The 20,498-nt window shown below is 58.5% G+C and carries 20 protein-coding genes and 1 pseudogene; 11 read left to right on the top strand and 10 right to left on the bottom strand.

Annotated elements, in window-relative coordinates; all coding sequences use genetic code 11:
- Positions 1 to 122 precede the first annotated feature (122 nt).
- The 3 genes from CKW21_RS25610 to CKW21_RS25600 form a co-directional block, all read right to left on the bottom strand.
- On the bottom strand, positions 123 to 986 hold the full coding sequence (locus CKW21_RS25610; protein ID WP_371917549.1) for a shikimate dehydrogenase: 864 nt from the start codon (positions 984 to 986) through the stop codon (positions 123 to 125).
- Positions 983 to 1,423 carry a type II 3-dehydroquinate dehydratase gene (gene aroQ / locus CKW21_RS25605; RefSeq protein WP_095196656.1) on the bottom strand — a complete coding sequence of 147 codons (441 nt, stop codon included), beginning with the start codon at positions 1,421 to 1,423 and terminating at the stop codon, positions 983 to 985. The genes CKW21_RS25610 and aroQ overlap by 4 nt, the downstream gene beginning before the upstream one ends.
- 138 nt (positions 1,424 to 1,561) lie before the next feature.
- Positions 1,562 to 2,473, bottom strand: a complete 912-nt coding sequence (locus tag CKW21_RS25600) for a LysR family transcriptional regulator (RefSeq protein WP_095196655.1) — start codon at positions 2,471 to 2,473, stop codon at positions 1,562 to 1,564.
- Positions 2,474 to 2,590: 117 nt separating this feature from the next.
- Here CKW21_RS25600 and CKW21_RS25595 point away from each other — a divergent pair, with 117 nt between their 5' ends.
- From CKW21_RS25595 to CKW21_RS25585, 3 genes are all read left to right on the top strand, one after another.
- Positions 2,591 to 2,797, top strand: coding sequence for a 4-oxalocrotonate tautomerase family protein (locus tag CKW21_RS25595; RefSeq protein WP_034148192.1), 207 nt, complete (start codon positions 2,591 to 2,593; stop codon positions 2,795 to 2,797).
- Between the two features lie 215 nt (positions 2,798 to 3,012).
- Positions 3,013 to 3,441, top strand: coding sequence for a DUF4160 domain-containing protein (locus CKW21_RS25590; RefSeq protein ID WP_095196654.1), 429 nt, complete (start codon positions 3,013 to 3,015; stop codon positions 3,439 to 3,441).
- Complete coding sequence (locus tag CKW21_RS25585) at positions 3,438 to 3,884, top strand: DUF2442 domain-containing protein (RefSeq protein ID WP_095196653.1); 447 nt, start codon at positions 3,438 to 3,440, stop codon at positions 3,882 to 3,884. The genes CKW21_RS25590 and CKW21_RS25585 overlap by 4 nt, the downstream gene beginning before the upstream one ends.
- Positions 3,885 to 3,938: 54 nt before the next feature.
- Here the strand turns inward: CKW21_RS25585 and trmA are convergent, their stop codons facing one another.
- Both trmA and CKW21_RS25575 read right to left on the bottom strand, forming a co-directional pair.
- Positions 3,939 to 5,018: a tRNA (uridine(54)-C5)-methyltransferase TrmA gene (trmA, locus tag CKW21_RS25580; RefSeq protein WP_095196652.1), complete on the bottom strand. Its 1,080-nt coding sequence runs from the start codon at positions 5,016 to 5,018 to the stop codon at positions 3,939 to 3,941.
- On the bottom strand, positions 5,015 to 6,310 hold the full coding sequence (locus tag CKW21_RS25575; protein ID WP_095196651.1) for an NCS2 family permease: 1,296 nt from the start codon (positions 6,308 to 6,310) through the stop codon (positions 5,015 to 5,017). The genes trmA and CKW21_RS25575 overlap by 4 nt, the downstream gene beginning before the upstream one ends.
- Before the next feature lie 217 nt (positions 6,311 to 6,527).
- Between CKW21_RS25575 and CKW21_RS25570 the strand changes: the two genes are divergently transcribed.
- The gene (locus CKW21_RS25570) at positions 6,528 to 6,965 is read left to right on the top strand and encodes a DUF4879 domain-containing protein (protein ID WP_095196650.1); all 438 of its coding nucleotides are present in this window, start codon (positions 6,528 to 6,530) and stop codon (positions 6,963 to 6,965) included.
- 82 nt (positions 6,966 to 7,047) lie between these two features.
- Positions 7,048 to 7,599 (top strand): DJ-1 family glyoxalase III, encoded by a 552-nt coding sequence (locus CKW21_RS25565; RefSeq protein ID WP_095196649.1) that lies wholly within the window; start codon positions 7,048 to 7,050, stop codon positions 7,597 to 7,599.
- Positions 7,600 to 7,604: 5 nt separating this feature from the next.
- Here CKW21_RS25565 and CKW21_RS25560 read toward each other — a convergent pair whose 3' ends face one another.
- Entirely contained in the window at positions 7,605 to 8,846 is a 1,242-nt protein-coding gene (locus CKW21_RS25560) for an MFS transporter (RefSeq protein WP_095196648.1), read from the bottom strand.
- Between the two features lie 483 nt (positions 8,847 to 9,329).
- Here CKW21_RS25560 and CKW21_RS25555 point away from each other — a divergent pair, with 483 nt between their 5' ends.
- The 3 genes from CKW21_RS25555 (at position 9,330) to CKW21_RS25545 (ending at position 12,043) form a co-directional block, all read left to right on the top strand.
- Positions 9,330 to 10,766, top strand: a complete 1,437-nt coding sequence (locus CKW21_RS25555; protein WP_095196647.1) for a cytochrome ubiquinol oxidase subunit I — start codon at positions 9,330 to 9,332, stop codon at positions 10,764 to 10,766.
- A 3-nt stretch (positions 10,767 to 10,769) separates the two neighbouring features.
- Entirely contained in the window at positions 10,770 to 11,777 is a 1,008-nt protein-coding gene (gene cydB / locus CKW21_RS25550; RefSeq protein ID WP_095196646.1) for a cytochrome d ubiquinol oxidase subunit II, read from the top strand.
- Between the two features lie 98 nt (positions 11,778 to 11,875).
- Positions 11,876 to 12,043: a DUF2474 domain-containing protein gene (locus CKW21_RS25545; protein ID WP_095196645.1), complete on the top strand. Its 168-nt coding sequence runs from the start codon at positions 11,876 to 11,878 to the stop codon at positions 12,041 to 12,043.
- A gap of 75 nt (positions 12,044 to 12,118) precedes the next feature.
- Here CKW21_RS25545 and CKW21_RS25540 read toward each other — a convergent pair whose 3' ends face one another.
- Together CKW21_RS25540 and CKW21_RS25535 are read right to left on the bottom strand one after the other, a co-directional pair.
- Positions 12,119 to 13,243 carry a methyltransferase gene (locus CKW21_RS25540; RefSeq protein ID WP_095196644.1) on the bottom strand — a complete coding sequence of 375 codons (1,125 nt, stop codon included), beginning with the start codon at positions 13,241 to 13,243 and terminating at the stop codon, positions 12,119 to 12,121.
- Positions 13,244 to 13,406: 163 nt separating this feature from the next.
- Positions 13,407 to 14,127 (bottom strand): annotated as a pseudogene (locus CKW21_RS25535) (autoinducer binding domain-containing protein).
- A gap of 335 nt (positions 14,128 to 14,462) precedes the next feature.
- Between CKW21_RS25535 and CKW21_RS25530 the strand changes: the two are divergent.
- Positions 14,463 to 15,239: a ferredoxin--NADP reductase gene (locus tag CKW21_RS25530; RefSeq protein WP_095196643.1), complete on the top strand. Its 777-nt coding sequence runs from the start codon at positions 14,463 to 14,465 to the stop codon at positions 15,237 to 15,239.
- 46 nt (positions 15,240 to 15,285) lie between these two features.
- Here the strand turns inward: CKW21_RS25530 and mscL are convergent, their stop codons facing one another.
- Complete coding sequence (mscL, locus tag CKW21_RS25525) at positions 15,286 to 15,699, bottom strand: large-conductance mechanosensitive channel protein MscL (RefSeq protein WP_095196642.1); 414 nt, start codon at positions 15,697 to 15,699, stop codon at positions 15,286 to 15,288.
- A 698-nt stretch (positions 15,700 to 16,397) separates the two neighbouring features.
- On the opposite strand from mscL, the gene radA reads away from it, so the two are divergent.
- Positions 16,398 to 17,765, top strand: a complete 1,368-nt coding sequence (radA, locus tag CKW21_RS25520; protein WP_095196641.1) for a DNA repair protein RadA — start codon at positions 16,398 to 16,400, stop codon at positions 17,763 to 17,765.
- Between the two features lie 131 nt (positions 17,766 to 17,896).
- Here radA and CKW21_RS25515 read toward each other — a convergent pair whose 3' ends face one another.
- On the bottom strand, positions 17,897 to 18,265 hold the full coding sequence (locus CKW21_RS25515; protein ID WP_095196640.1) for a PilZ domain-containing protein: 369 nt from the start codon (positions 18,263 to 18,265) through the stop codon (positions 17,897 to 17,899).
- Positions 18,266 to 18,422: 157 nt separating this feature from the next.
- Between CKW21_RS25515 and CKW21_RS25510 the strand changes: the two genes are divergently transcribed.
- Positions 18,423 to 20,489, top strand: a complete 2,067-nt coding sequence (locus CKW21_RS25510) for a carbon starvation CstA family protein (RefSeq protein ID WP_095196639.1) — start codon at positions 18,423 to 18,425, stop codon at positions 20,487 to 20,489.
- The last annotated feature ends 9 nt before the right edge of the window (positions 20,490 to 20,498 follow it).

The following is a 20,498-nucleotide window of genomic DNA, read 5'->3' as shown; positions in this document are numbered from 1 at the left end:
GAACAAAATGTGGGAGCGGGCTTGCTCGCGAAAGCGGTCTGTCTATCAACATCTCTGTTGGATGTGCTGCCGTCTTCGCGAGCAAGCCCGCTCCCACATGGGGATGTGCCGAGCGATGCTTTTCAGACATTCATGCTCTGAAAATGCGCCAGCATCCGCTGCGCATCCGGTACCACACCGCTGAACAACTCAAACGCCTTCACCGCCTGAAACACCGCCATGTTGCCGCCATCCAGCGTCCGGCAACCCAGGGCGCGGGCATTGCGTAGCAGTTCGGTTTCCAGGGGGAAGTAAACAATCTCCGCCACCCACAACTCGGCACGAAGCAACTCGACCGGCACGGGCATGCCCGGCAGTTTTTTCATGCCCATTGGCGTGGTATTGACCAGGCCATCAGCCTCGGCCAGGGTCAGCGCCATATCATGACCGGCGACCGCGCGGCCGCTGCCGAAATGTTGGTTGAGGTTGTCGGCCAGGCTCTGGGCGCGGCTGATTTCCACGTCGAAAATGCTCAACTGTTGTACGCCTTCGCTCAAGAGTGCGTGGGCCACTGCCGCGCCGGCGCCACCGGCACCCATCTGTACGACGCGCTCAAGGGCAACGCCCTGCAAACCGCGGCGAAAACCCTCGGCAAATCCCAGGCAATCGGTGTTGTGGCCGATGCGTTTTCCGTCCTTGAGCACGACGGTGTTCACCGCGCCGATGCCGCGCGCTTCCGGGGACAATTCGTCGAGCAGCGGGATGATCGCCTGCTTGCACGGGAACGTGATGTTCAGCCCGGTGAAGTTCATGCGCTCGGCAGCCATCAACAGGTCGGGCAAGGCATTGCTGTCGAGTTGCAGTTGATCGAGGTCGATCAGGCGATAGAGGTAGCGCAAACCCTGGGCATCGCCTTCATGTTCGTGCAGTGCCGGCGTGCGTGAAGCCTGGATACCGGCGCCGATCAGTCCGGCCAATACAGTCTGGTTCTGATTCACGATGTTCATCCTTTCAGGCGTTGGCTGAAATGCTCCAGCGCCAGGCGATAGCCGTGGCTGCCGAACCCGGCCATCACCGCGGTGGCAATGGCTGACACGAAGGAGTGATGGCGGAAAGGTTCACGGGCGTGGACGTTGGACAAGTGGACTTCGATCACAGGCAATTCACTGGCGACCAGGGCATCGCGGATCGCCACCGACGTGTGAGTCCAGGCGGCGGGGTTGATCACGATGCCGACGCAACGACCGCGTGCACCATGAATCCAGTCGAGCAACTCGCCTTCGTGGTTGGTCTGGCGAAACTCCACCGCCAGGCCGAACTCATCGGCGGCACGGCCGCACAGGGCGGAAATGTCGGCGAGGGTTTCATGGCCGTAGGTCGCCGGTTCACGGGTGCCGAGCAGGTTCAGATTCGGTCCGTTGAGCACCAGAATGATGGGGGACATCGAGGTTTCTCCACTTATTGTTTTTGGCATTGGCCAAAGCTTCGGCCTGTGGAGATAAATTGTACTAGATGGTTAATTTGGTCAATTCAAGAGGTGTCCGGCTGGCTTTTTGTGTGCGGTGATCGGACGCTTTTGGTATCAGCGCGGCAAGTGCTCCATCAGGAAATCGATAAATGCCCGCACTTTCAGCGGCATATGGCGATTTTGCGGATACAGCAAGGTGAACGGCCGTGAGCGCCCGCCATAGGGTTTGAGCACTTCCACCAGTGAGCCATCGGCCAGTTCTTTTTCGACGATGAAGCGATAGGTCTGAAACAGGCCTGCGCCATGTTTCGCCAGTGTCACGCCACCCAACACATCGTCGGAACAGCTGAAATTGCCCTCGGCCAGAATCTCGCGTTGCACGCCGTTGTCATTGAACAACCACGCGATGCGCCGCCCGCTGCTGGGAAGTTCGTACTGAATGCATTCGTGCTGTTGCAAGTCGTCGAGGGTTTGCGGAGTGCCGGCGCGCTTGAGGTACTCGGGGCTGGCAATCATCACCAGCGCGGCGTCCTCCAGTTGCCGGGCAATCAGGCCGGAATCAGGAATCGCGCGCACGCGAATCGCCATGTCATAGCCTTCGCCGACGAAATCGATATTGCGATTACTGATGTGCGATTCGACCTTCACCGCCGGAAAGCGCGCACGAAAGGCCGGCAACAATGGCAGGATCCGATGGTGAGCGTACGTGGTCGGGATACTGATTCGCAGGGTCCCGGACGGCACTTGCTGCTGGCCCATGACTTCGCGCTGGGCTTCCACCAGTTGCGCCAAGGCCTGGCGGCATTCCTCGTAATAGCGTCGACCGCTGTCGGTCAAATTGACGCTGCGGGTGGTGCGCGCAAACAGCCGCACACCCAGGCGTTCTTCCATGCGCGACACCGAGCGGCTCACCGCGGCTGGCGTAACGCCCGCCACCAGCGCGGCCGCGGTGAAGCTGCCGGCCTCGGCGGCGAGGCAAAACAGCTCGATGCTGCCCAATTGAAGATCGTCGAATTGTCGCTGCATGATTGATTACACCGGGGATCAAATGAAGTGTGTGAATCAGTATTTATCAGATGCCTGCACACAGATACAGTGAGCTTCCATCAGTAAGCCTTTAATCAGCCGAGCAGGAGAAGCAGCATGCCCTTCGTCAGCGTACGTATCACCCGTGACGGCGTTACCCGTGAGCAGAAAGCCCAGGTCATCGCTGAAATCACCGAGACCCTGCAACGCGTCCTCGGCAAGCCGCCGGAGCTGACCCACATCGTGATCGAGGAAATCGACACCGATAACTGGGGGTACAAGGGCATTACCACCACTGAGTTTCGAAAAAATCAGCCGGGGTGATTGTGGCCCGAGGCAAGACAGCCGTCCTTCGTGATGGCTTTTTTATGGCCGTCGAGAAAAGATTGATAACGATTCTTCAGAGCTATCCATCGGGCCTGAGCGGGTCTGGGCGCTAGGCTGAGAAGCTCCCTCACGATTTGGCGTTCAGCGCCAATGGTCGGATTTTTTTGGGACGGCCGAATCTTCGGACTCAATAACCTAACGGATGGGTTAGCATGAAAGTATGCAGCTACAAAGGACTGTCGGTGGTGATCATGTTACGTGATGAGCATTGTCCGCCTCATGCGCATGTCGATGGAGGAGGCTGGAGTGCGCGGTTCAAGTTCAGCTTCTGGCACAACGGCGTGGAACTCTGGGACGTTGTTCCGCTCTCGCATCGGCCACCCGTGGCAGTGCTTGAGGGTTTGCGCCAGTCGCTCAAGCAACCTGCCTATCTGCTGCGTGCTCGTGATATCTGGTGGCGGAAATTACAGACAGTTTGTCTTGAAAACCAATTGTGGGACTGGCACAGCAATGAAGTCGTCGTCGTTAAAAGAGTCATCAGCACCACCAACATGATTGGATCGGCTCGCTACGAACCTGAAACGAACACGACGCGCCTGTCCCTGATAGGTGCACAGAAATGCGTGGAGATCGAGTTATGAAAACGGTGAAGGTCAAGGCTCAGTCAGATACACCCGTGACGGAAAGCCGCCTGGACGAAGCCATCAGGCGAGGGCAACTGCGCATGAACAACAGCCTGCAAGCGACGGCAGTCAACTTCATTGCCCCGTGCCTGGCCGTTAGCTTCGAAGATGGCTGCGGTGTATTGCTGCCTGTAGCGAACTATCCTGAGTTCGACGACTTTGAAGTCGAGGATTTTGACGGGTTGAGCGTTGGCTTTGCAGGAACTGCACTGTGCCATGAAGGCAAGGACCTGCACGTGTCTATCGCCGGAATGATCTCGGCAAGCAAGCCGTTGATGACAATGGCGGCCTCGGTGATTGCCTCGCGCAATGGTCGCCAGAGCAGCGCCGCCAAAGCCGAAGCTGCAAGGGCCAATGGCAAGAAAGGCGGGCGGCCACGCAAGGCCGACATGGTGATTTGAACGCCCACAAAAAAGCCGTCGTAATGACGGCTGATTTGTTTTTGGCATCAGCGATTACCGCCGGGTCAACAACACCCCGGATTCCATATGATGCGTCCACGGGAACTGGTCGAACATCGCGCATTGGGTGATGCGGTGAGTGTCGTGCAGTTGGGCGATGTTGGCCGCCAGGGTTTCCGGGTTGCAGGAGATGTAGAGGATGTTGTCGAAACGCCGGGTCAGTTCGCAGGTGTCCGGATCCATGCCGGCGCGGGGCGGATCGACGAAGACGCTGCCGAACTCGTAGCTTTTCAGGTCGATGCCGTGCAGGCGGCGGAATGGACGCACTTCATTCAGCGCTTCGGTCAGCTCTTCGGCGGACAGGCGCACCAAAGTGACGTTATCCACCGCGTTTTCGCTGAGGTTGCTCAGTGCCGCATTAACCGAGGTCTTGCTGATTTCGGTGGCCAGCACCTTGCGCACGCGGGTGGCGAGGGGCAGGGTGAAGTTGCCATTGCCGCAATACAGCTCCAGCAAGTCGTCTGAGCGATCGCCGAGTGCGTCGTACGCCCAGTTAAGCATCTTCTGGTTCACTGTGCCGTTAGGCTGGGTGAACGCGCCTTCGGGCTGGCGATAGCTGAAGGTGCGACCGCCGACTTTCAGTTTCTCGACCACGTAATCGTGACCGATGACTTCGCGCTTGCCCTTGGAGCGGCCGATGATGCTGACGTTCAAATCGGTCGCCAGCTTTGTGGCCGCCGCGTGCCAGTGTTCGTCCAGCGGGCGGTGATAACACAGGGTGATCATCGCATCGCCGGCCAGGGTGGTGAGGAACTCCACCTGAAACAGCTTGTGGTTCAAGGCCGAACTGGCCTGCCAAGCCGCTTTGAGCTGCGGCATCAACTGATTGATGCGCAGGCTGGCAATCGGGAATTCTTCGATCAGGATCGGCGTGCGTTTGTCTTCCTGGGAAAACATTGCGTAGTGGCGCTCGCCGGCTTCACGCCACAAGCGGAATTCGGCGCGCAGGCGGAAATTCTGCAGCGGCGAGTCGAATACAGCCGGCTCCGGCGCGTCGAATGGGGCCAGCAGGTCACGCAGGCGCGTGACCTTGTCTTCGAGCTGAACGGCGTAGGCCTGGGAATCAAAAGTCATGCGTTGAACCAACCCAGCTTGATCACGAACAGAATCGACAGAATCACCAGCGCCGAGTTCAGCTCACGGCCGCGGCCGGACAGCAGTTTGATAGCGGTCCAGGCGATGAAACCGAAGGCGATGCCATTGGCGATGGAATAAGTGAACGGCATGGCCAGGGCGGTGACCACGACCGGTGCGGCAACGGTAATGTCGTCCCAGTCTATTTCGGCCAGGCCGGATGTCATCAGCACGGCGACGAACAGCAATGCCGGCGCGGTGGCGAAGGCTGGAACGCTGGCAGCCAGTGGCGAGAAGAACAACGCCAGCAGGAACAGGATCGCCACGACGATGGCGGTCAGGCCGGTACGGCCCCCGGCACTCACACCGGCGGCGGATTCGATGTAGCTGGTAGTGGTCGAGGTGCCCAGCAGGGAACCGGCCATGGCGGCGGTACTGTCGGCGATCAGGGCGCGGCCCATTTTCGGCATGTGGCCGTCCTTGCCCATCAGGCCGGCGCGCTTGGCAACGCCGATCAGGGTGCCGGAGTTATCGAACAGGTCGACAAACAGGAAGGCGAAAATCACGCTGACCAGACCGATGTCCAGTGCGCCCTTGATGTCGAGTTGCAGGAAGGTCGGCGCCAGCGAAGGAGGCATCGAGGTCACGCCGCCGAACGGGGTGAAGCCCATCAGGATCGACACGATGGTCACGGCCAGAATGCCGATCAGCACCGCACCGCGTACGGCAAGCGCTTCGAGGGCGACGATCAGGGCAAAACCGAGGGTGGCGAGGATCGGAGCCGGTTGTTTCAGGTCACCGAGGCCGACCATGGTCGCCGGGTTGCTGACCACGATGCCCGCGTTGTGCAGGGCAATCAGCGCCAGGAACAGGCCGATACCGGCGGCGATCGCCGAACGTAGCGGCAGCGGGATGCTGTTGATGATCCATTCACGGATGCGGAAGATCGACAACAGGAAGAAACACACGGCGGAGATGAACACCGCACCCAGCGCCACTTGCCAGGTGTGGCCCATGTGCAGGACCACGGTGTAGGTAAAGAAGGCGTTCAGGCCCATGCCCGGTGCGAGGGCGATCGGATAGTTGGCGATCAGGCCCATGGTCGCGGAGCCGATGGCGGCTGCCAGACAGGTGGCGACGAACACCGCACCCTTGTCCATGCCGGTCTCGCCGAGGATGCTCGGGTTGACGAACAGAATGTAGGCCATGGCCAAAAAGGTCGTGACGCCCGCCAGAATCTCGGTGCGTACGTTGGTGTTGTGTGCCTTGAGTTGAAACAGCCTTTCCAGCATGTCTGCTCCCCGTGGCGCGCCGGGCGCCGTGAATGTATCGACCTCAACAGCAAAGCACAGACCGCTGCAGGCGCCTGGGAATTTTCTGTGGGTCGGAAAAAGCCGCGCATCATACCAGCAGCACAGGGTTATGGCTGCTTATGGTGGTGATCGTCGTCGATGTTTTGCGTTTGGCCCAAGTCAGCCATACTGCGCGCTGGTTTTTTGGGGGGCATGCATGAAAAAGTGTCTGTTGATCTTGATGGCATTGTTCTTGGGGGCGCAAACCGCCTCGGCGGCCTCGGCACCGCCGTTGACCCAGGTGAAAGTGCTGAAAGTCGAGTCGCCGGGCTGTGGTTTTGAAACCATTGATGAAGGACAGGCGCAGACCCGCTGCAATCACAGTGGCCCGAACATCAGGGTCTACGTGCTGGAAGTGGGCTACGGTCGCAGCCAACCCCATGTCGCGCTCGATGGCTTTGAAGTGGACGGCACCCGCACGCCGGTCTGCGCCTACGAAAACGGCAACCTGACCGATTGCTCCCAGAGAACCAAGGTAGTCGGCAATCTGTACATTTTCAGTCTTGCTGGCAAACAGGAAGGCACGTTCACCTTCAGCAACACCTCGATCAATGCGCCGGGCAACACGATGTCGACGCAGCTTTACATCAAGTAGCTTTACATCAAGAAACAGCCGGCCTCGAACAAGGGTAAGGAAAGCTGACTACGCTTCAAGGATCATTCTGTGGATTGCCCTCATGACCTTTAGAGCCCTGATTACCCTCGCCGAGGGCATCGATGACCTGCAAGCCGTGACCCTCGTCGATGTGCTGCGCCGCGCCAAGGTGGAAGTCGTGGTGGCGAGCATCGAAGGGCGACGCATGCTCACCTGTGCCCGCGGTACCCGCCTCACCAGCGATGCGATGCTGGTGGATTTGCTGGCCCAGCCCTTCGACTTGATCGTCCTGCCCGGCGGAGCCGTAGGCGCGCAACACCAGGCGACCCATCAACCCTTACAACAACTGATCAAGGACCAGGCCGCGGCCGGTCGCCTGTACGCGGGTATCGCCGAAGCCCCGGCAGTGGCGCTGCAAACCTTTGGCGTGTTGCGCCAGCGGCGCATGACCTGCCTGCCTTCGGCCAGTCATCAACTCTCAGGCTGCAACTACGTCGATCAACCGGTCGTTGTCGACGGCAACTGCATCACCGCCCAGGGTTCGGGCGCTGCGCTGGCATTTGCCCTGACACTGGTGGAACAGTTGTGCGGCAAAGCCACGCGGGCGGCGGTGGCTGGGGAGTTGGTTGTTTAGATCACTCAGACCTTAGCCTCTTCTTCCACCGGCATATGCATACGGTCGCGCTGGGCCAATGTCGGAAACAGCTTGATCCAGGTCCCGGTCACCACCAGCGTGCCGATACCGCCCATGACCACGGCCGGCACGGTGCCGAACCAGTGGGCGGTCAGGCCGGATTCGAATTCGCCCAACTGGTTCGAGGCGCCGATGAACAAACCGTTCACTGCACTGACCCGGCCGCGCATTTCGTCCGGGGTTTCCAGTTGCACGAACGAGGCACGGATCACCATGCTGATCATGTCCGCCGCGCCCAGTACCACCAGCACCGCCAGCGAGAACCAGAACGAGGTCGACAGACCGAAGGCGATGGTTGCCACACCGAATACGCCCACTGCGGTGAACATCACCCGCCCGACATTGCGCTCCACGGCAAACCTCGCCAGGAACAGCGACATCAACAGCGCACCCACCGCCGGTGCCGAGCGCAACAGGCCCAGGCCCCACGGGCCGGTGAGCAGGATGTCCTTGGCAAAAACCGGCAACAACGCCGTCGCGCCACCGAGCAGGACGGCGAACAGGTCCAGGGAAATCGCCCCGAGAATGTCCGGACGACTACGGATGAAGCGGATGCCCGCCAACAACGAATCCAGGGTGGCCTTGCCTTTGTTCAGCGGCGTTTGCCGTGCGGGCAGATTGAGCATCAGCGTGCAGGCAATGATGTAGAGGATCACCGTCGGGCCATAGACCCACACACTGCCGAACGCGTAGAGCAAACCGCCGAGTGCCGGTGCGACGATGGTTGCCGACTGCTGGGCCGATTGCGCGGCGGCCACGGCCCGGGGGAACAGAGCGCTGGGCACGATGCTCGGCAGCAGCGCCTGGGTGGTCGGCATTTCGAAGGAACGGGCGGCGCCGAGCAGGAAGGCGAGGATGAAGATCATCTCCCGGGTGACATGGTCGGTCGCGCTGCCGATGGCCAGCGACAGGGCGATCAGCGCTTGCAAGGACTGACAGATCGCCGCGACCTTGCGCCGGTCGTAGCGGTCCGCCACGTGCCCGGTGTGCAGCATGAACAGCACACGCGGTGCGAACTCCACCAAACCGACCAGGCCAAGGTCGAGCACGTTGCCGGTCAGTTGATAGAGATTCCAGCCAATGGCCACAGTGAGCATCTGAAAACCGCTGGCGGTAAAAATCCGGGCCAGCCAGAACGCAAGGAAAGGGCGATGGTGACGTAACAGCAAAGGCTCTTGGCTGGGCATTTGAAGGCAAATCTGGAGGAGGGGAAGGGCGAGATTATCACCAGCCTGTAACAAGAAGTTGCTGATTATGAAAATTTCATTAGCCAGACATCGATTCCTGCAACGCAACAAATTCCTGTGGGAGCGAGCCTGCTCGCGAAAACGGAGTGGCATTCACCGTAATGTTGACTGACCCATCGCATTCGCGAGCAGGCTCGCTCCCACAAGGGATATGTTTCTGCCTGTTACCCCAACCATGAGGCAACTTGTCACGCGGCAAAAGACCACGCAGTTCAACCCCGGAAATGGGACTACTCTTTCAACGTTGCTTGATCCAGGTCAAAACCCTTAAAGGAATTGATCAGGCGGCCGCAAGGCCAGACTCCCTGCGTAGCGATGCGTGTAAAAAAAAGAACAAATAGAGATTCGCCACACTCCATATCCGTGGGGGCCGTGGGTGCAGGCTTCCAGCCAGCAGCCGTACTACCTGACAGAGGAAGACTTATGTTCGGTTTAGAGGCACTTGATCTCGCCCGAATTCAGTTCGCGTTCACTATCTCGTTCCACATCCTGTTCCCTGCCATCACCATTGGCCTGGCGAGTTACCTGGCGGTACTCGAAGGCTTGTGGCTGAAAACCCACAACGACATCTACCGTGACCTCTACCATTTCTGGTCGAAGATCTTTGCCGTCAACTTCGGCATGGGCGTGGTCTCGGGGCTGGTCATGGCCTATCAGTTCGGTACCAACTGGAGTCGCTTCTCGGACTTCGCCGGGTCCGTGACCGGGCCGTTGCTGACGTACGAAGTGCTGACGGCTTTCTTCCTCGAAGCCGGTTTCCTGGGTGTGATGCTGTTCGGCTGGAACAAGGTTGGACGGGGCTTGCACTTTTTCGCCACGGTCATGGTCGCCATCGGCACGCTGATCTCGACCTTCTGGATTCTCGCCTCCAACAGCTGGATGCAGACTCCGCAGGGCTTTGAGATCGTTAACGGCCAGGTCATTCCAACCGACTGGCTGGCGGTGATCTTCAACCCGTCGTTCCCTTATCGCCTGATGCACATGGCCACGGCGGCGTTCGTCGCCACAGCATTCTTCGTGGGCGCCTCCGCGGCTTGGCACTTGCTGCGCGGCAAGGACAATCCGGCAATCCGCAAGATGCTCTCGATGGCCATGTGGATGGCATTGATCGTGGCGCCGATTCAGGCCGTCATCGGTGACTTCCACGGCCTCAACACTCTGAAACATCAGCCGGCAAAAATTGCCGCGATCGAGGGCCACTGGGAAAACCACGGCAACGAGGCGACTCCGCTGATTCTGTTTGGTTGGCCGGACATGAAAGAAGAGAGGACCAAATTCGCCGTCGAGATTCCATACCTGGGCAGCCTGATCCTGACCCACTCTCTGGATAAACAGGTGCCGGCGCTCAAGGAGTTCCCACCGGAGGACCGGCCGAACTCGACCATCGTGTTCTGGTCGTTCCGGATCATGGTCGGTCTTGGCATGTTGATGATCTTCACCGGGTTGTGGAGCCTGTGGCTGCGTAAACGCGACAAGCTCTATACCTCGCGGCCGTTCCTGTACCTGGCATTGTGGATGGGGCCGTCCGGCCTGATCGCGATCCTTGCCGGCTGGTTCACCACGGAAGTCGGCCGTCAGCCGTGGGTGGTCTACGGTCTGATGCGCACGGCGGATGCGTCCTCCAACCATAGTTTCATGCAGATGAGCATCACCCTGATCCTGTTTGTCGTGGTGTATTTCGCGCTGTTCGGTGCCGGTCTGGGCTACATGATGCGCCTGGTGCGCAAAGGACCGAAGATCGACGAAGGCAAGGAAACCAATGATGGAGGTCCCGGCCAGAAACGCACACCGGCGCGTCCACTGTCGGCTGCCGACGACGATCACTCCGATGCCGACCGCACCGTGACCAAGGAGATTTGAACCATGGGTATTGATCTTCCGCTGATCTGGGCCGTGATCATCATCTTCGGCATCATGATGTACGTGGTCATGGATGGCTTCGACCTGGGCATCGGCATTCTCTTCCCGTTCATTCCGGGCAAGGGCGACCGCGATGTGATGATGAACACCGTCGCCCCGGTCTGGGACGGTAACGAAACCTGGCTGGTGCTGGGCGGCGCGGCGCTGTTCGGCGCCTTCCCCCTGGCCTATTCGGTGGTGCTCTCGGCGTTGTACCTGCCGTTGATCCTGATGCTGGTCGGTTTGATTTTCCGCGGCGTGGCGTTCGAGTTCCGCTTCAAGGCCCGGGACGACAAGCGTCACCTCTGGGACAAGGCGTTCATTGGCGGCTCCATCACGGCAACGTTCTTCCAGGGCGTGGCGCTGGGGGCCTTCATCGATGGCCTGCCGGTGGTCGATCGCCAGTTTGCCGGTGGTTCACTGGACTGGCTGACGCCCTTCACGATGTTCTGCGGCGCCGCGTTGGTGGTGGCTTATGCACTGCTGGGATGCACCTGGCTAATCATGAAGACCGAAGGCAAGTTGCAGGAACAGATGCACGACCTGGCGCGGCCGCTGGCGTTTGTATTGCTGGCGGTGATCGGTATCGTCAGCATCTGGACGCCGTTGGCTCACGCCGAGATTGCCGCCCGCTGGTTCACCCTGCCTAACCTGTTCTGGTTCCTGCCGGTGCCGATTCTGGTGCTGGTGACCCTGTACGGCTTGATCCGCGCGGTGGCGCGCAATGCGCACTACACACCCTTCCTGCTGACACTGGTGCTGATCTTCCTCGGTTACAGCGGGTTGGGGATCAGCCTGTGGCCGAACATCGTGCCGCCGTCGATCTCAATCTGGGATGCCGCTGCACCGCCGCAAAGCCAGGGCTTCATGCTGGTGGGCACGCTGTTCATCATCCCGTTCATCCTGGGCTACACCTTTTGGAGCTACTACGTGTTCCGCGGCAAGGTCACCCATGAAGACGGTTACCACTAAGCCAGCACATTGAACCTGTAGGAGCAAAGCTTGGTCCGGGCGGCGCTCCGACGATGGCGTCGGTCGCGGCGCCATCGATCTGAAAGAGGATTGAAGCAATGTCCAGCAAACCTTCCTTGCACGACATCAAACAAGCCGAAAAAAAACCGCTGTGGCAGCGGCTTGGCTGGCTGGCCCTGATCTGGGTCGGTAGCGTCGGTGCATTGTTCATTGTGGCCAGCCTGATGCGGATGTTCATGAACGCCGCTGGCCTGAGCACGCATTGAAAACCTGACATCCCATCCCGTCGCCTGCAGGCGCGGATTTATAACCCTCCGATCGGAGGGTTTTTTTTTGTCCGGTTATTTGCGGGCCTTGAGAATCACGAACTTCGGCGTGGCCGCCACTTGCTCGACACCACGGAACAAACGCGCCAGTTTGCTGTGATAACCCAGGTGACGATTGCCGACGATGTACAACGCGCCGCCGACCACCAGCGCCTCACGCGCTTGCTGGAACATCCGCCAGGCCAGGAAGTCGCCGACAACCTGTTGCTGGTGAAACGGTGGATTGCACAGCACTACGTCAAGCGACTGGGGTTCCTGTCCGGCCAGACCATCACCGGCACGCACGACGACATCGCGCTCGCCCAGCGCCGCACACCAGTTTTCGGCAGCCGATTGCACCGCCATGAACGATTCGTCCACTAGCGTGTAATCGGCTTCAGGGTTTTGCAGGGCGCTGGCGATGGCCAACACGCCGTTACCGCATCCGAGGTCGGCAACCCTTGCTGTGCCAAGGTTCTTCGGCAAATGCGGCAAAAAAGCCCGCGTGCCGATATCCAGGCCTTCGCGGCAGAAGACGTTGGCGTGGTTGAGCAATTCGATGGAGGGGGTATCGAGGCGATAACGGGTCGGGTAGGGCGAGGTAACCGGCGCCTTGGTTTCAACCGTGGCAATCAGCAAGCGGGCTTTCTTCACCGCCAGCGAAGCCTGCACCGGGCCGATGTAGCGCTCCAGCAGATCACCCGCGGCCCGTGGCAAATGTTTGATCATTGCTCCCGCAATCACTTGAGCGCCGGGCGCCAACTGGCCTTGCAGGCGGATCAGTTGTTCTTCGAGTAACGCCAGGGTCTTTGGCACCCGTACCAGGACCCGATCAAACGGTCCCGCCAATACTTCGCTGGCGGGTATGGCCGACACCGCATCAAACGCCTGGCCGTTGCGGGCCAGGTTCTTCTCCAGCCCCTGAAAGGCCAGGAAAGAATCGCCGCTGCTGGTCACCTTGACCTTGCTGGCCAGACTGGCGGCCAACGCGCCGAAACTGTCGTTCAGCACCAGTACCCGCGTGTCGACAGAGGGTTGCTGTTCGGCCAGGTGGTTGAGCAGGTACTCATCGGCCGCATCGAAGGCTTGCAGCGGTTCGTTCTGCTGTTCGGGCTGGCGGATCAGGTCGAGGCTGGCGAAAGGCGTTTCGAGCAAAGGCATGGGGCGGGGCTCTGGGTAATCAACGGATATCCCGCGCCCAGGGGCATCTTGGCGGCGGGGCCGTCCGAGTGGACTGCGTCGTGGGAAAATCACACGTCATCACTCAGGATGGGACCGCGAATGGTACGTTTTTTTGAGTTGGATTACCCGCAGGTTTTTCGGCTCAGCGCATCGCGTTGCTATTGAGATAACCAGCCTTGACGGCGGCAATGACGGCCGAAACCTTATTGTTGACCCCGAGTTTGCGGATGGCTTCCTGTACGTGGAAGTTGATCGTGCGGGCGCTCAGATTGAGAATCCTGGCGCTTTCGTATGCCGTCTTGCCGGCTGCCGCCAGTTTCAATACGTCGATTTCCCGCGGTGATAAATGTGGCATGGACGATTTGGCCGGCTCCTTGGGCAGTGTCTGTACGACCAGCTTATGCAGATGCCGACCAATAAAGACGGAGAAACCAAAATACTCATAAAGCTCCAACATATTAATCGGGCAATGGCTTCTGGCCAGACTCACAATGCTGCAGAAACCGGTTTCCTCGTCATGAACGGCTTGTGACCAACCATGTTGAAGTCCTTGTAATTCAAGTGTCTCCCACATTGCGGAAAAGCTCTTCGCTCCAAAGAATAGGCAGCATGGATCGATTGCAATGTGCCACTACCGGGTCGAGGGCGCCAAACTTCTTTTTTTCATATTCAGAGTTCCAGTCTTTTGGGTAATTGTTGAACCGTACAGTGTGAAAGTGTTCGGTGTTGGTTGGGCAAGTCGTTGAAAAAGCGAAAAATTTAAAACCGATATTTTTCGCGAATCTCAGTGCGATTTCGTAAGCGACCTCCGGCTCGGTTGCTGTTGATAATTGTTTAAGTTGTGACTCCTTCCACCTTTCCATCATGAGGCTCCACAGTCGTGATAGCTTTGGGGCGCATATTGGATCCAGAAGATCGGCGCGAAGGCAAGTGTAGGATGTTTCTTACTTATATGTTGAGATTTTTTAGACTTACTAACGTCTCTCAAACTAAGCGTCTGGTTCTAACGATAGTTTAATGAGTGGGCTCATTTAAATGGTGGTTTTCATTCTATTGAGCTTTTGTGTTAACTGAATAGTTAGTGGCTTGTGTGCGGGTTGGTGAAATCAAGAATGTTTGCCAAAGACACTACAAATCACCCGTGTTTATGGGGCTCGCTTTGCGAGACACTGTGGCTATCTGTTGAATGGAGCCCACCATGACTGCCAGCGAAGATAAATTTACTCGCCAGACTTTGCTCGACGTCCAGCCGTTGACCCCGAACCTGTTCACCCTGCGCGCTACCCGGGATGCGGGCTTTCGTTTTCGCGCGGGGCAATTTGCCCGCCTGGGCGTGACCAAGGCTGATGGCAGTGCGGTCTGGCGCGCCTATTCCATGGTGTCGTCGCCCTTCGATGAGTACCTGGAATACTTTTCCATCGTAGTGCCGGGGGGCGAGTTCACCAGTGAACTGAGTCGGTTGGGCGTTGGCGATACGCTGCTGGTCGACCGCCAGGCCTTTGGGTACCTGACGCTCGATCGATTCGTCGATGGGCGTGATCTGTGGCTGTTATCCACAGGCACCGGCCTGGCACCGTTTCTGTCGATCCTGCAGGATTTCGAGGTGTGGGAGAAATTCGAGCGAATCATCCTGGTCTACAGCGTGCGCGAATCACGGGAACTCGCCTATCAGGACCTGATTGCAGGGCTTACACAACGAGAGTACCTGGCGGAGTATGCGTACAAATTACAGCTGATCAACACAGTGACACGCGAACACCATCCCGGTGCTCTTAACGGACGGATCACCACGCTGATCGAAAATGGCGAGCTGGAGCGGGTAGCCGGCGTGGCGCTGACACCCGAGCATTCTCGGGTTATGTTGTGCGGGAACCCGCAAATGATTGACGACACGCGCAAATTGCTCAAACAACGCGACATGCACTTGAGCCTCAGCCGGCGGCCCGGTCAGGTGGCGGTAGAAAACTTCTGGTAAAAAAACGGCGCCCTGAAGGCGCCGTTCTTATAGGCCGTCCAAGCGGTCAAGGCCTGTTGTTCTGAGCCTTGAGCAGATCACGGATTTCACTCAGCAACTCTTCCTCCTTGGTCGGAACCGGTGGCAGGGTTGGAGCGACGGCTTCTTCGCGCTTAAGGCGGTTGATGGCTTTGACGCCCATGAAAATCGCGAAAGCGACGATGATGAAGTCGATCATGCTCTGGATGAATTTACCGTACGCCAGCACCACTGCCGGGGCCTCACCTTGAGCCGCTTTCAGCGTGATGGCCAGGTCACTGAAGTCCACCCCACCGATCAACAGCCCGATGGGAGGCATGATCACGTCACCGACAAATGACGAAACGATCTTGCCGAAGGCGGCCCCGATGATGATACCGACGGCCATGTCGACCACATTGCCTTTGACCGCGAAGGCCTTGAACTCACTTAGCACGCCCATAGGTTATTTCCTTGTTACAGATGAGGTTGGTGAACGCAGTGTAAATCAGCAATGTGCATCGTGCTCGAATCGACTGCTGACAGTGTTCGCCTGCAATCGACCCGGGGGGCGTTGAAAAGTTTTTCAGATAGCCGATTTGTCGCCTGGCTCTGCGCTGCCGGGTCATTCTCACAGGTCCTTTTCGAATCTACTCGTCGTTCTCATTAATGGCTTCAACTCAGGCACTGTTTCGGGATTGTGGATCCTGGCGAAAACTCTCGATGCAGGCACTCGATTGTTATTATTCATTGGTGAAGTAAATGCTCTAAGTCGGTAGGAAGGTTTAGTGGGTGAGTGAAAATAGTCTTTCTGATTTTCATGGGAGTAGTGAGGAAGAATTGTACGGCTGGAGGTTCTGTTGATAAGTTTTGTACAGGTTTTATATTGATTTGCTGAAGGGCTCAATGTGTTCTTATCGGTTACAGGGCGAATGAAATTGAACTGGAGTTCGTGGAGTGCGATTGTAAATATCTATTCCCTGAAACATCTTCTGCGGATCTAATGTGAAAAAAGTGTAAATTTAAAAATTAAATTGATATTACTTTTCAGATCTGCTCGTTAGTACATTTCAAAGTTATGACTATCGAGGTCCGTTGTGCATCAGCCTGCGCCAAGTTCGCTTTCCTGCGCTATCATCGCGGTTTTTGCCGGGGGTTCAGATGGCCAAGGCCAAGCGCATGTACGGCTGCACCGAGTGCGGCTCAACCTTCCCGAAGTGGGCCGGCCAGTGCGGCGAATGTGGCGCCTGGAATACGTTGACCGAAACCATGGTGGAAAGCGGCGGAGCCGCGGCACCGACAGGGCGTACCGGTTGGGCTGGTCAACAGGCACAGATCAAGACCCTGGCTGAAGTCAGCGTCGAGGAGATCCCACGGTTTTCCACTGCGTCCAGTGAGCTCGATCGGGTACTGGGTGGTGGCCTGGTCGATGGCTCGGTGGTGCTGATCGGCGGTGATCCCGGTATCGGCAAATCGACCATTCTGTTGCAAACCCTGTGCAACCTGGCCAAGAGCATGGCGGCCCTGTACGTCACGGGTGAAGAGTCCCAGCAGCAAGTGGCCATGCGCGCCCGACGCCTGGGTTTGCCGCAGGATCAGCTGCGGGTCATGACCGAAACCTGTATCGAAACCATCATTGCCACGGCCCGGCAGGAAAAGCCCAAGGTCATGGTCATCGACTCGATCCAGACGATTTTCACCGAGCAACTGCAATCGGCTCCAGGCGGTGTATCCCAGGTGCGTGAGAGCGCGGCATTGCTGGTGCGTTACGCCAAACAAAGCGGCACGGCGATTTTCCTCGTCGGCCACGTGACCAAGGAAGGCGCATTGGCCGGGCCGCGGGTACTGGAGCACATGGTCGACACCGTGCTTTATTTCGAAGGCGAATCCGATGGGCGCCTGCGTCTATTGCGGGCAGTGAAAAACCGATTCGGCGCAGTTAACGAGTTGGGCGTATTTGGTATGACCGACAAAGGGCTGAAAGAAGTCTCCAATCCATCGGCTATTTTTCTGACCCGTGCACAGGAAGAAGTCCCGGGCAGCGTGGTCATGGCGACGTGGGAGGGCACCCGGCCGATGCTGGTGGAAGTCCAGGCACTGGTGGATGACAGCCATCTGGCCAACCCGCGTCGGGTGACGCTGGGGCTGGATCAGAATCGTTTGGCAATGTTGCTGGCGGTGTTGCATCGTCACGGCGGTATTCCCACCCACGATCAGGATGTATTCCTCAATGTGGTCGGCGGCGTGAAGGTATTGGAAACGGCCTCTGACCTGGCGTTGATGGCAGCCGTGATGTCCAGTTTGCGCAACCGGCCGCTGCCCCATGACTTGCTGGTTTTTGGTGAGGTCGGTCTGTCCGGGGAAGTGCGTCCGGTGCCAAGCGGTCAGGAACGTCTGAAGGAAGCGGCCAAGCACGGCTTCAAGCGTGCCATCGTGCCCAAGGGCAATGCACCGAAAGAAGCGCCGCCGGGGTTGCAGATCATTGCCGTCACGCGTCTGGAGCAAGCCTTGGACGCATTGTTCGAGTAGTTGCTGAAGAAACACGGACCCTGTGGGAGCGAGCCTGCTCGCGAAGGCGGCCTGACATTCAACATTGATGTTGGCTGCAACACCGCTTTCGCGAGCAGGCTCGCTCCCACATTGAGATTGATATCAGGTCGTCAGACTTCGATCAACGCACCCAATTCCCGCTCAAGCTCCTGCGGGTCACCCAGATTGAGTTCAATCAATCGCCGCAAACGCTCAATGGACTCCAGGCTGATGTGCCGGCAGACAAACCCGAGCTGGCCATGGTCTTCATGGGTCAGTTGCACATCCATTTCGATGTCGGTGTCTTCGCTCAGATGAATGTCGACAAAAAAATCCTGCTGCGGATCACCTAGCCAGGGCTCAGGCCGCTCGATCAGCAAGCCCTTGAGCGACAGATCGATCAACTTCACCGGCCAGATGAATTCCCCCTGGCTCAGCTCGGTTCTGGCATCGAACGCAATACGTTTGAAGCGGCGGCGATCGGCAGGGTGTTCGCTCATGGCGCAATCCTCTAGATGTTCGCTGACTATAGACCCGCATTGTTAGAACCTGCCAGCCAGCACAGCGCTCTAGACCAACGTTGGGGTATGGCCTTTGTCGTCAGGAGAGCTAAACTCCGTTGGCTGTCTTTCTGTCCACTCTGGCTGGAATAATAAAATGAAAAATAATAATAGCCCGCTACGCCACATACCCTGGCTGGTGCTGGCAATCGTTGGAGCGTGCGCCCTCGGGGTCGTGGCATTGCGCCGAGGTGAGGCGATCAACGCCTTGTGGATCGTGGTCGCTGCCGTGGCCATCTATCTGGTCGCGTACCGTTACTACAGTCTGTTCATCGCTAACAATGTGATGCAGCTCGACCCGCGACGGGCCACCCCCGCCGTGCTCAACAACGATGGTCTGGACTATGTTCCAACCAACAAACACATCCTTTTTGGTCACCACTTCGCGGCCATCGCCGGCGCGGGGCCGCTGGTCGGCCCGGTCCTGGCGGCGCAGATGGGCTACCTGCCCGGTACGCTGTGGCTGATCGCCGGGGTGGTGCTGGCCGGTGCCGTGCAGGACTTCATGGTCCTGTTCATGTCCACTCGCCGCAACGGTCGTTCCCTGGGTGACATGGTCCGTGAAGAAATGGGCCGCATCCCCGGGACCATCGCGCTGTTCGGCTGTTTCCTGATCATGATCATCATCCTCGCGGTGCTGGCGCTGATCGTGGTCAAGGCCCTGGCCGAAAGCCCATGGGGGATTTTCACGGTGATGGCGACCATCCCGATCGCGATGTTCATGGGCATTTACATGCGCTACATCCGCCCGGGCCGCATCGGTGAAATCTCGATCATCGGCGTGTTGCTACTGCTCGGTTCGATCTGGCTGGGCGGGCAGATTGCCGCCGACCCGGTGTGGGCCAAGGCGTTCACCTTTACCGGTGTGCAGATCACCTGGATGTTGATCGGTTACGGTTTCGTGGCCGCCTCGTTACCGGTGTGGCTGATCCTGGCCCCTCGTGACTACCTCTCTACCTTCCTCAAGATCGGCACCATCGTCGCCCTGGCGATCGGCATTCTGATCACCATGCCCGAGCTGAAAATGCCGGCGCTGACCCAGTTCGTCGACGGCACCGGCCCAGTGTGGAAGGGCGGTCTGTTCCCGTTCCTGTTCATCACCATCGCCTGTGGCGCGGTATCGGGTTTCCACGCGCTGATTTCCTCCGGCACCACGCCGAAGCTGCTCGATAACGAGGTCAATGCCCGTTACATCGGTTACGGCGGCATGCTGATGGAGTCCTTCGTGGCAATCATGGCCATGGTCGCCGCTTCGGTGATCGAACCGGGCGTGTACTTCGCCATGAACAGCCCGCCGGCCGTGGTCGGCACTGATGTGGTGGCGGTGGCACAAGCGGTCAGCAACTGGGGCTTTGCGATTACCCCGGAGGCGCTGCAAGCCGTGGCCAAGGACATCGGTGAGACCACCATCCTGGCCCGTGCCGGCGGTGCGCCGACCCTGGCGGTGGGTATCGCGCAGATCCTGCACAGCGTGCTGCCAGGTGAGAACACCATGGCGTTCTGGTACCACTTCGCGATCCTGTTCGAGGCGCTATTCATCCTGACCGCGGTCGATGCCGGTACCCGTGCCGGTCGGTTCATGCTGCAGGACTTGCTCGGCTCCTTCGTGCCGGCGCTCAAACGCACCGAATCCTGGGCTGCCAACTTCCTTGCCACTGCCGGTTGTGTGGCCATGTGGGGCTGGCTGCTGTACCAGGGCGTGATCGATCCGCTGGGTGGCATCAACACCCTGTGGCCGCTGTTCGGCATCTCCAACCAGATGCTGGCGGGTATTGCGCTGATGCTCGGCACCGTGGTGCTGATCAAAATGAAGCGCCAGCGTTATGTGTGGGTGACCATGCTGCCAGCGGTATGGCTGCTGATCTGCACCACCACCGCGGGCTTCATCAAGCTGTTTGACGCCAACCCGGCGATCGGCTTCCTGTCGCTGGCCAAGAAATACAGCGATGCCCTGGCCAATGGTCAGATCCTCGCCCCGGCCAAGGACATCACGCAAATGCAGCATGTGATCTTCAACGCCTACACCAACGCCACACTGACCGCACTGTTCCTGTTCGTGGTGTTCAGTATCCTGTTCTATGCACTCAAGGTCGGCATTGCCTCCTGGGGTAAAAAAGAACGTACGGATAAAGAATCGCCCTTCCAGGCGCTGCCGGATGCGTAATCGAGGATT

Source organism: Pseudomonas sp. Irchel 3A7, from assembly GCF_900187565.1.
Taxonomy (GTDB): Bacteria; Pseudomonadota; Gammaproteobacteria; order Pseudomonadales; family Pseudomonadaceae; genus Aquipseudomonas.
The sequence above is the reverse complement of the archived record's forward strand: the minus strand, read 5'-3'. Positions and strand labels throughout refer to the sequence as shown.

Bases quoted from the DNA above. Each gene is read 5' to 3' on its own strand.
- CKW21_RS25610 (WP_371917549.1), bottom strand. From the start codon at position 986: ATGAACATCGTGAATCAGAACCAGACTGTATTGGCCGGACTGATCGGC.
- aroQ (WP_095196656.1), bottom strand. From the start codon at position 1,423: ATGTCCCCCATCATTCTGGTGCTCAACGGACCGAATCTGAACCTGCTC.
- CKW21_RS25600 (WP_095196655.1), bottom strand. From the start codon at position 2,473: ATGCAGCGACAATTCGACGATCTTCAATTGGGCAGCATCGAGCTGTTT.
- CKW21_RS25595 (WP_034148192.1), top strand. From the start codon at position 2,591: ATGCCCTTCGTCAGCGTACGTATCACCCGTGACGGCGTTACCCGTGAG.
- CKW21_RS25590 (WP_095196654.1), top strand. From the start codon at position 3,013: ATGAAAGTATGCAGCTACAAAGGACTGTCGGTGGTGATCATGTTACGT.
- CKW21_RS25585 (WP_095196653.1), top strand. From the start codon at position 3,438: ATGAAAACGGTGAAGGTCAAGGCTCAGTCAGATACACCCGTGACGGAA.
- trmA (WP_095196652.1), bottom strand. From the start codon at position 5,018: ATGACTTTTGATTCCCAGGCCTACGCCGTTCAGCTCGAAGACAAGGTC.
- CKW21_RS25575 (WP_095196651.1), bottom strand. From the start codon at position 6,310: ATGCTGGAAAGGCTGTTTCAACTCAAGGCACACAACACCAACGTACGC.
- CKW21_RS25570 (WP_095196650.1), top strand. From the start codon at position 6,528: ATGAAAAAGTGTCTGTTGATCTTGATGGCATTGTTCTTGGGGGCGCAA.
- CKW21_RS25565 (WP_095196649.1), top strand. From the start codon at position 7,048: ATGACCTTTAGAGCCCTGATTACCCTCGCCGAGGGCATCGATGACCTG.
- CKW21_RS25560 (WP_095196648.1), bottom strand. From the start codon at position 8,846: ATGCCCAGCCAAGAGCCTTTGCTGTTACGTCACCATCGCCCTTTCCTT.
- CKW21_RS25555 (WP_095196647.1), top strand. From the start codon at position 9,330: ATGTTCGGTTTAGAGGCACTTGATCTCGCCCGAATTCAGTTCGCGTTC.
- cydB (WP_095196646.1), top strand. From the start codon at position 10,770: ATGGGTATTGATCTTCCGCTGATCTGGGCCGTGATCATCATCTTCGGC.
- CKW21_RS25545 (WP_095196645.1), top strand. From the start codon at position 11,876: ATGTCCAGCAAACCTTCCTTGCACGACATCAAACAAGCCGAAAAAAAA.
- CKW21_RS25540 (WP_095196644.1), bottom strand. From the start codon at position 13,243: ATGCCTTTGCTCGAAACGCCTTTCGCCAGCCTCGACCTGATCCGCCAG.
- CKW21_RS25530 (WP_095196643.1), top strand. From the start codon at position 14,463: ATGACTGCCAGCGAAGATAAATTTACTCGCCAGACTTTGCTCGACGTC.
- mscL (WP_095196642.1), bottom strand. From the start codon at position 15,699: ATGGGCGTGCTAAGTGAGTTCAAGGCCTTCGCGGTCAAAGGCAATGTG.
- radA (WP_095196641.1), top strand. From the start codon at position 16,398: ATGGCCAAGGCCAAGCGCATGTACGGCTGCACCGAGTGCGGCTCAACC.
- CKW21_RS25515 (WP_095196640.1), bottom strand. From the start codon at position 18,265: ATGAGCGAACACCCTGCCGATCGCCGCCGCTTCAAACGTATTGCGTTC.
- CKW21_RS25510 (WP_095196639.1), top strand. From the start codon at position 18,423: ATGAAAAATAATAATAGCCCGCTACGCCACATACCCTGGCTGGTGCTG.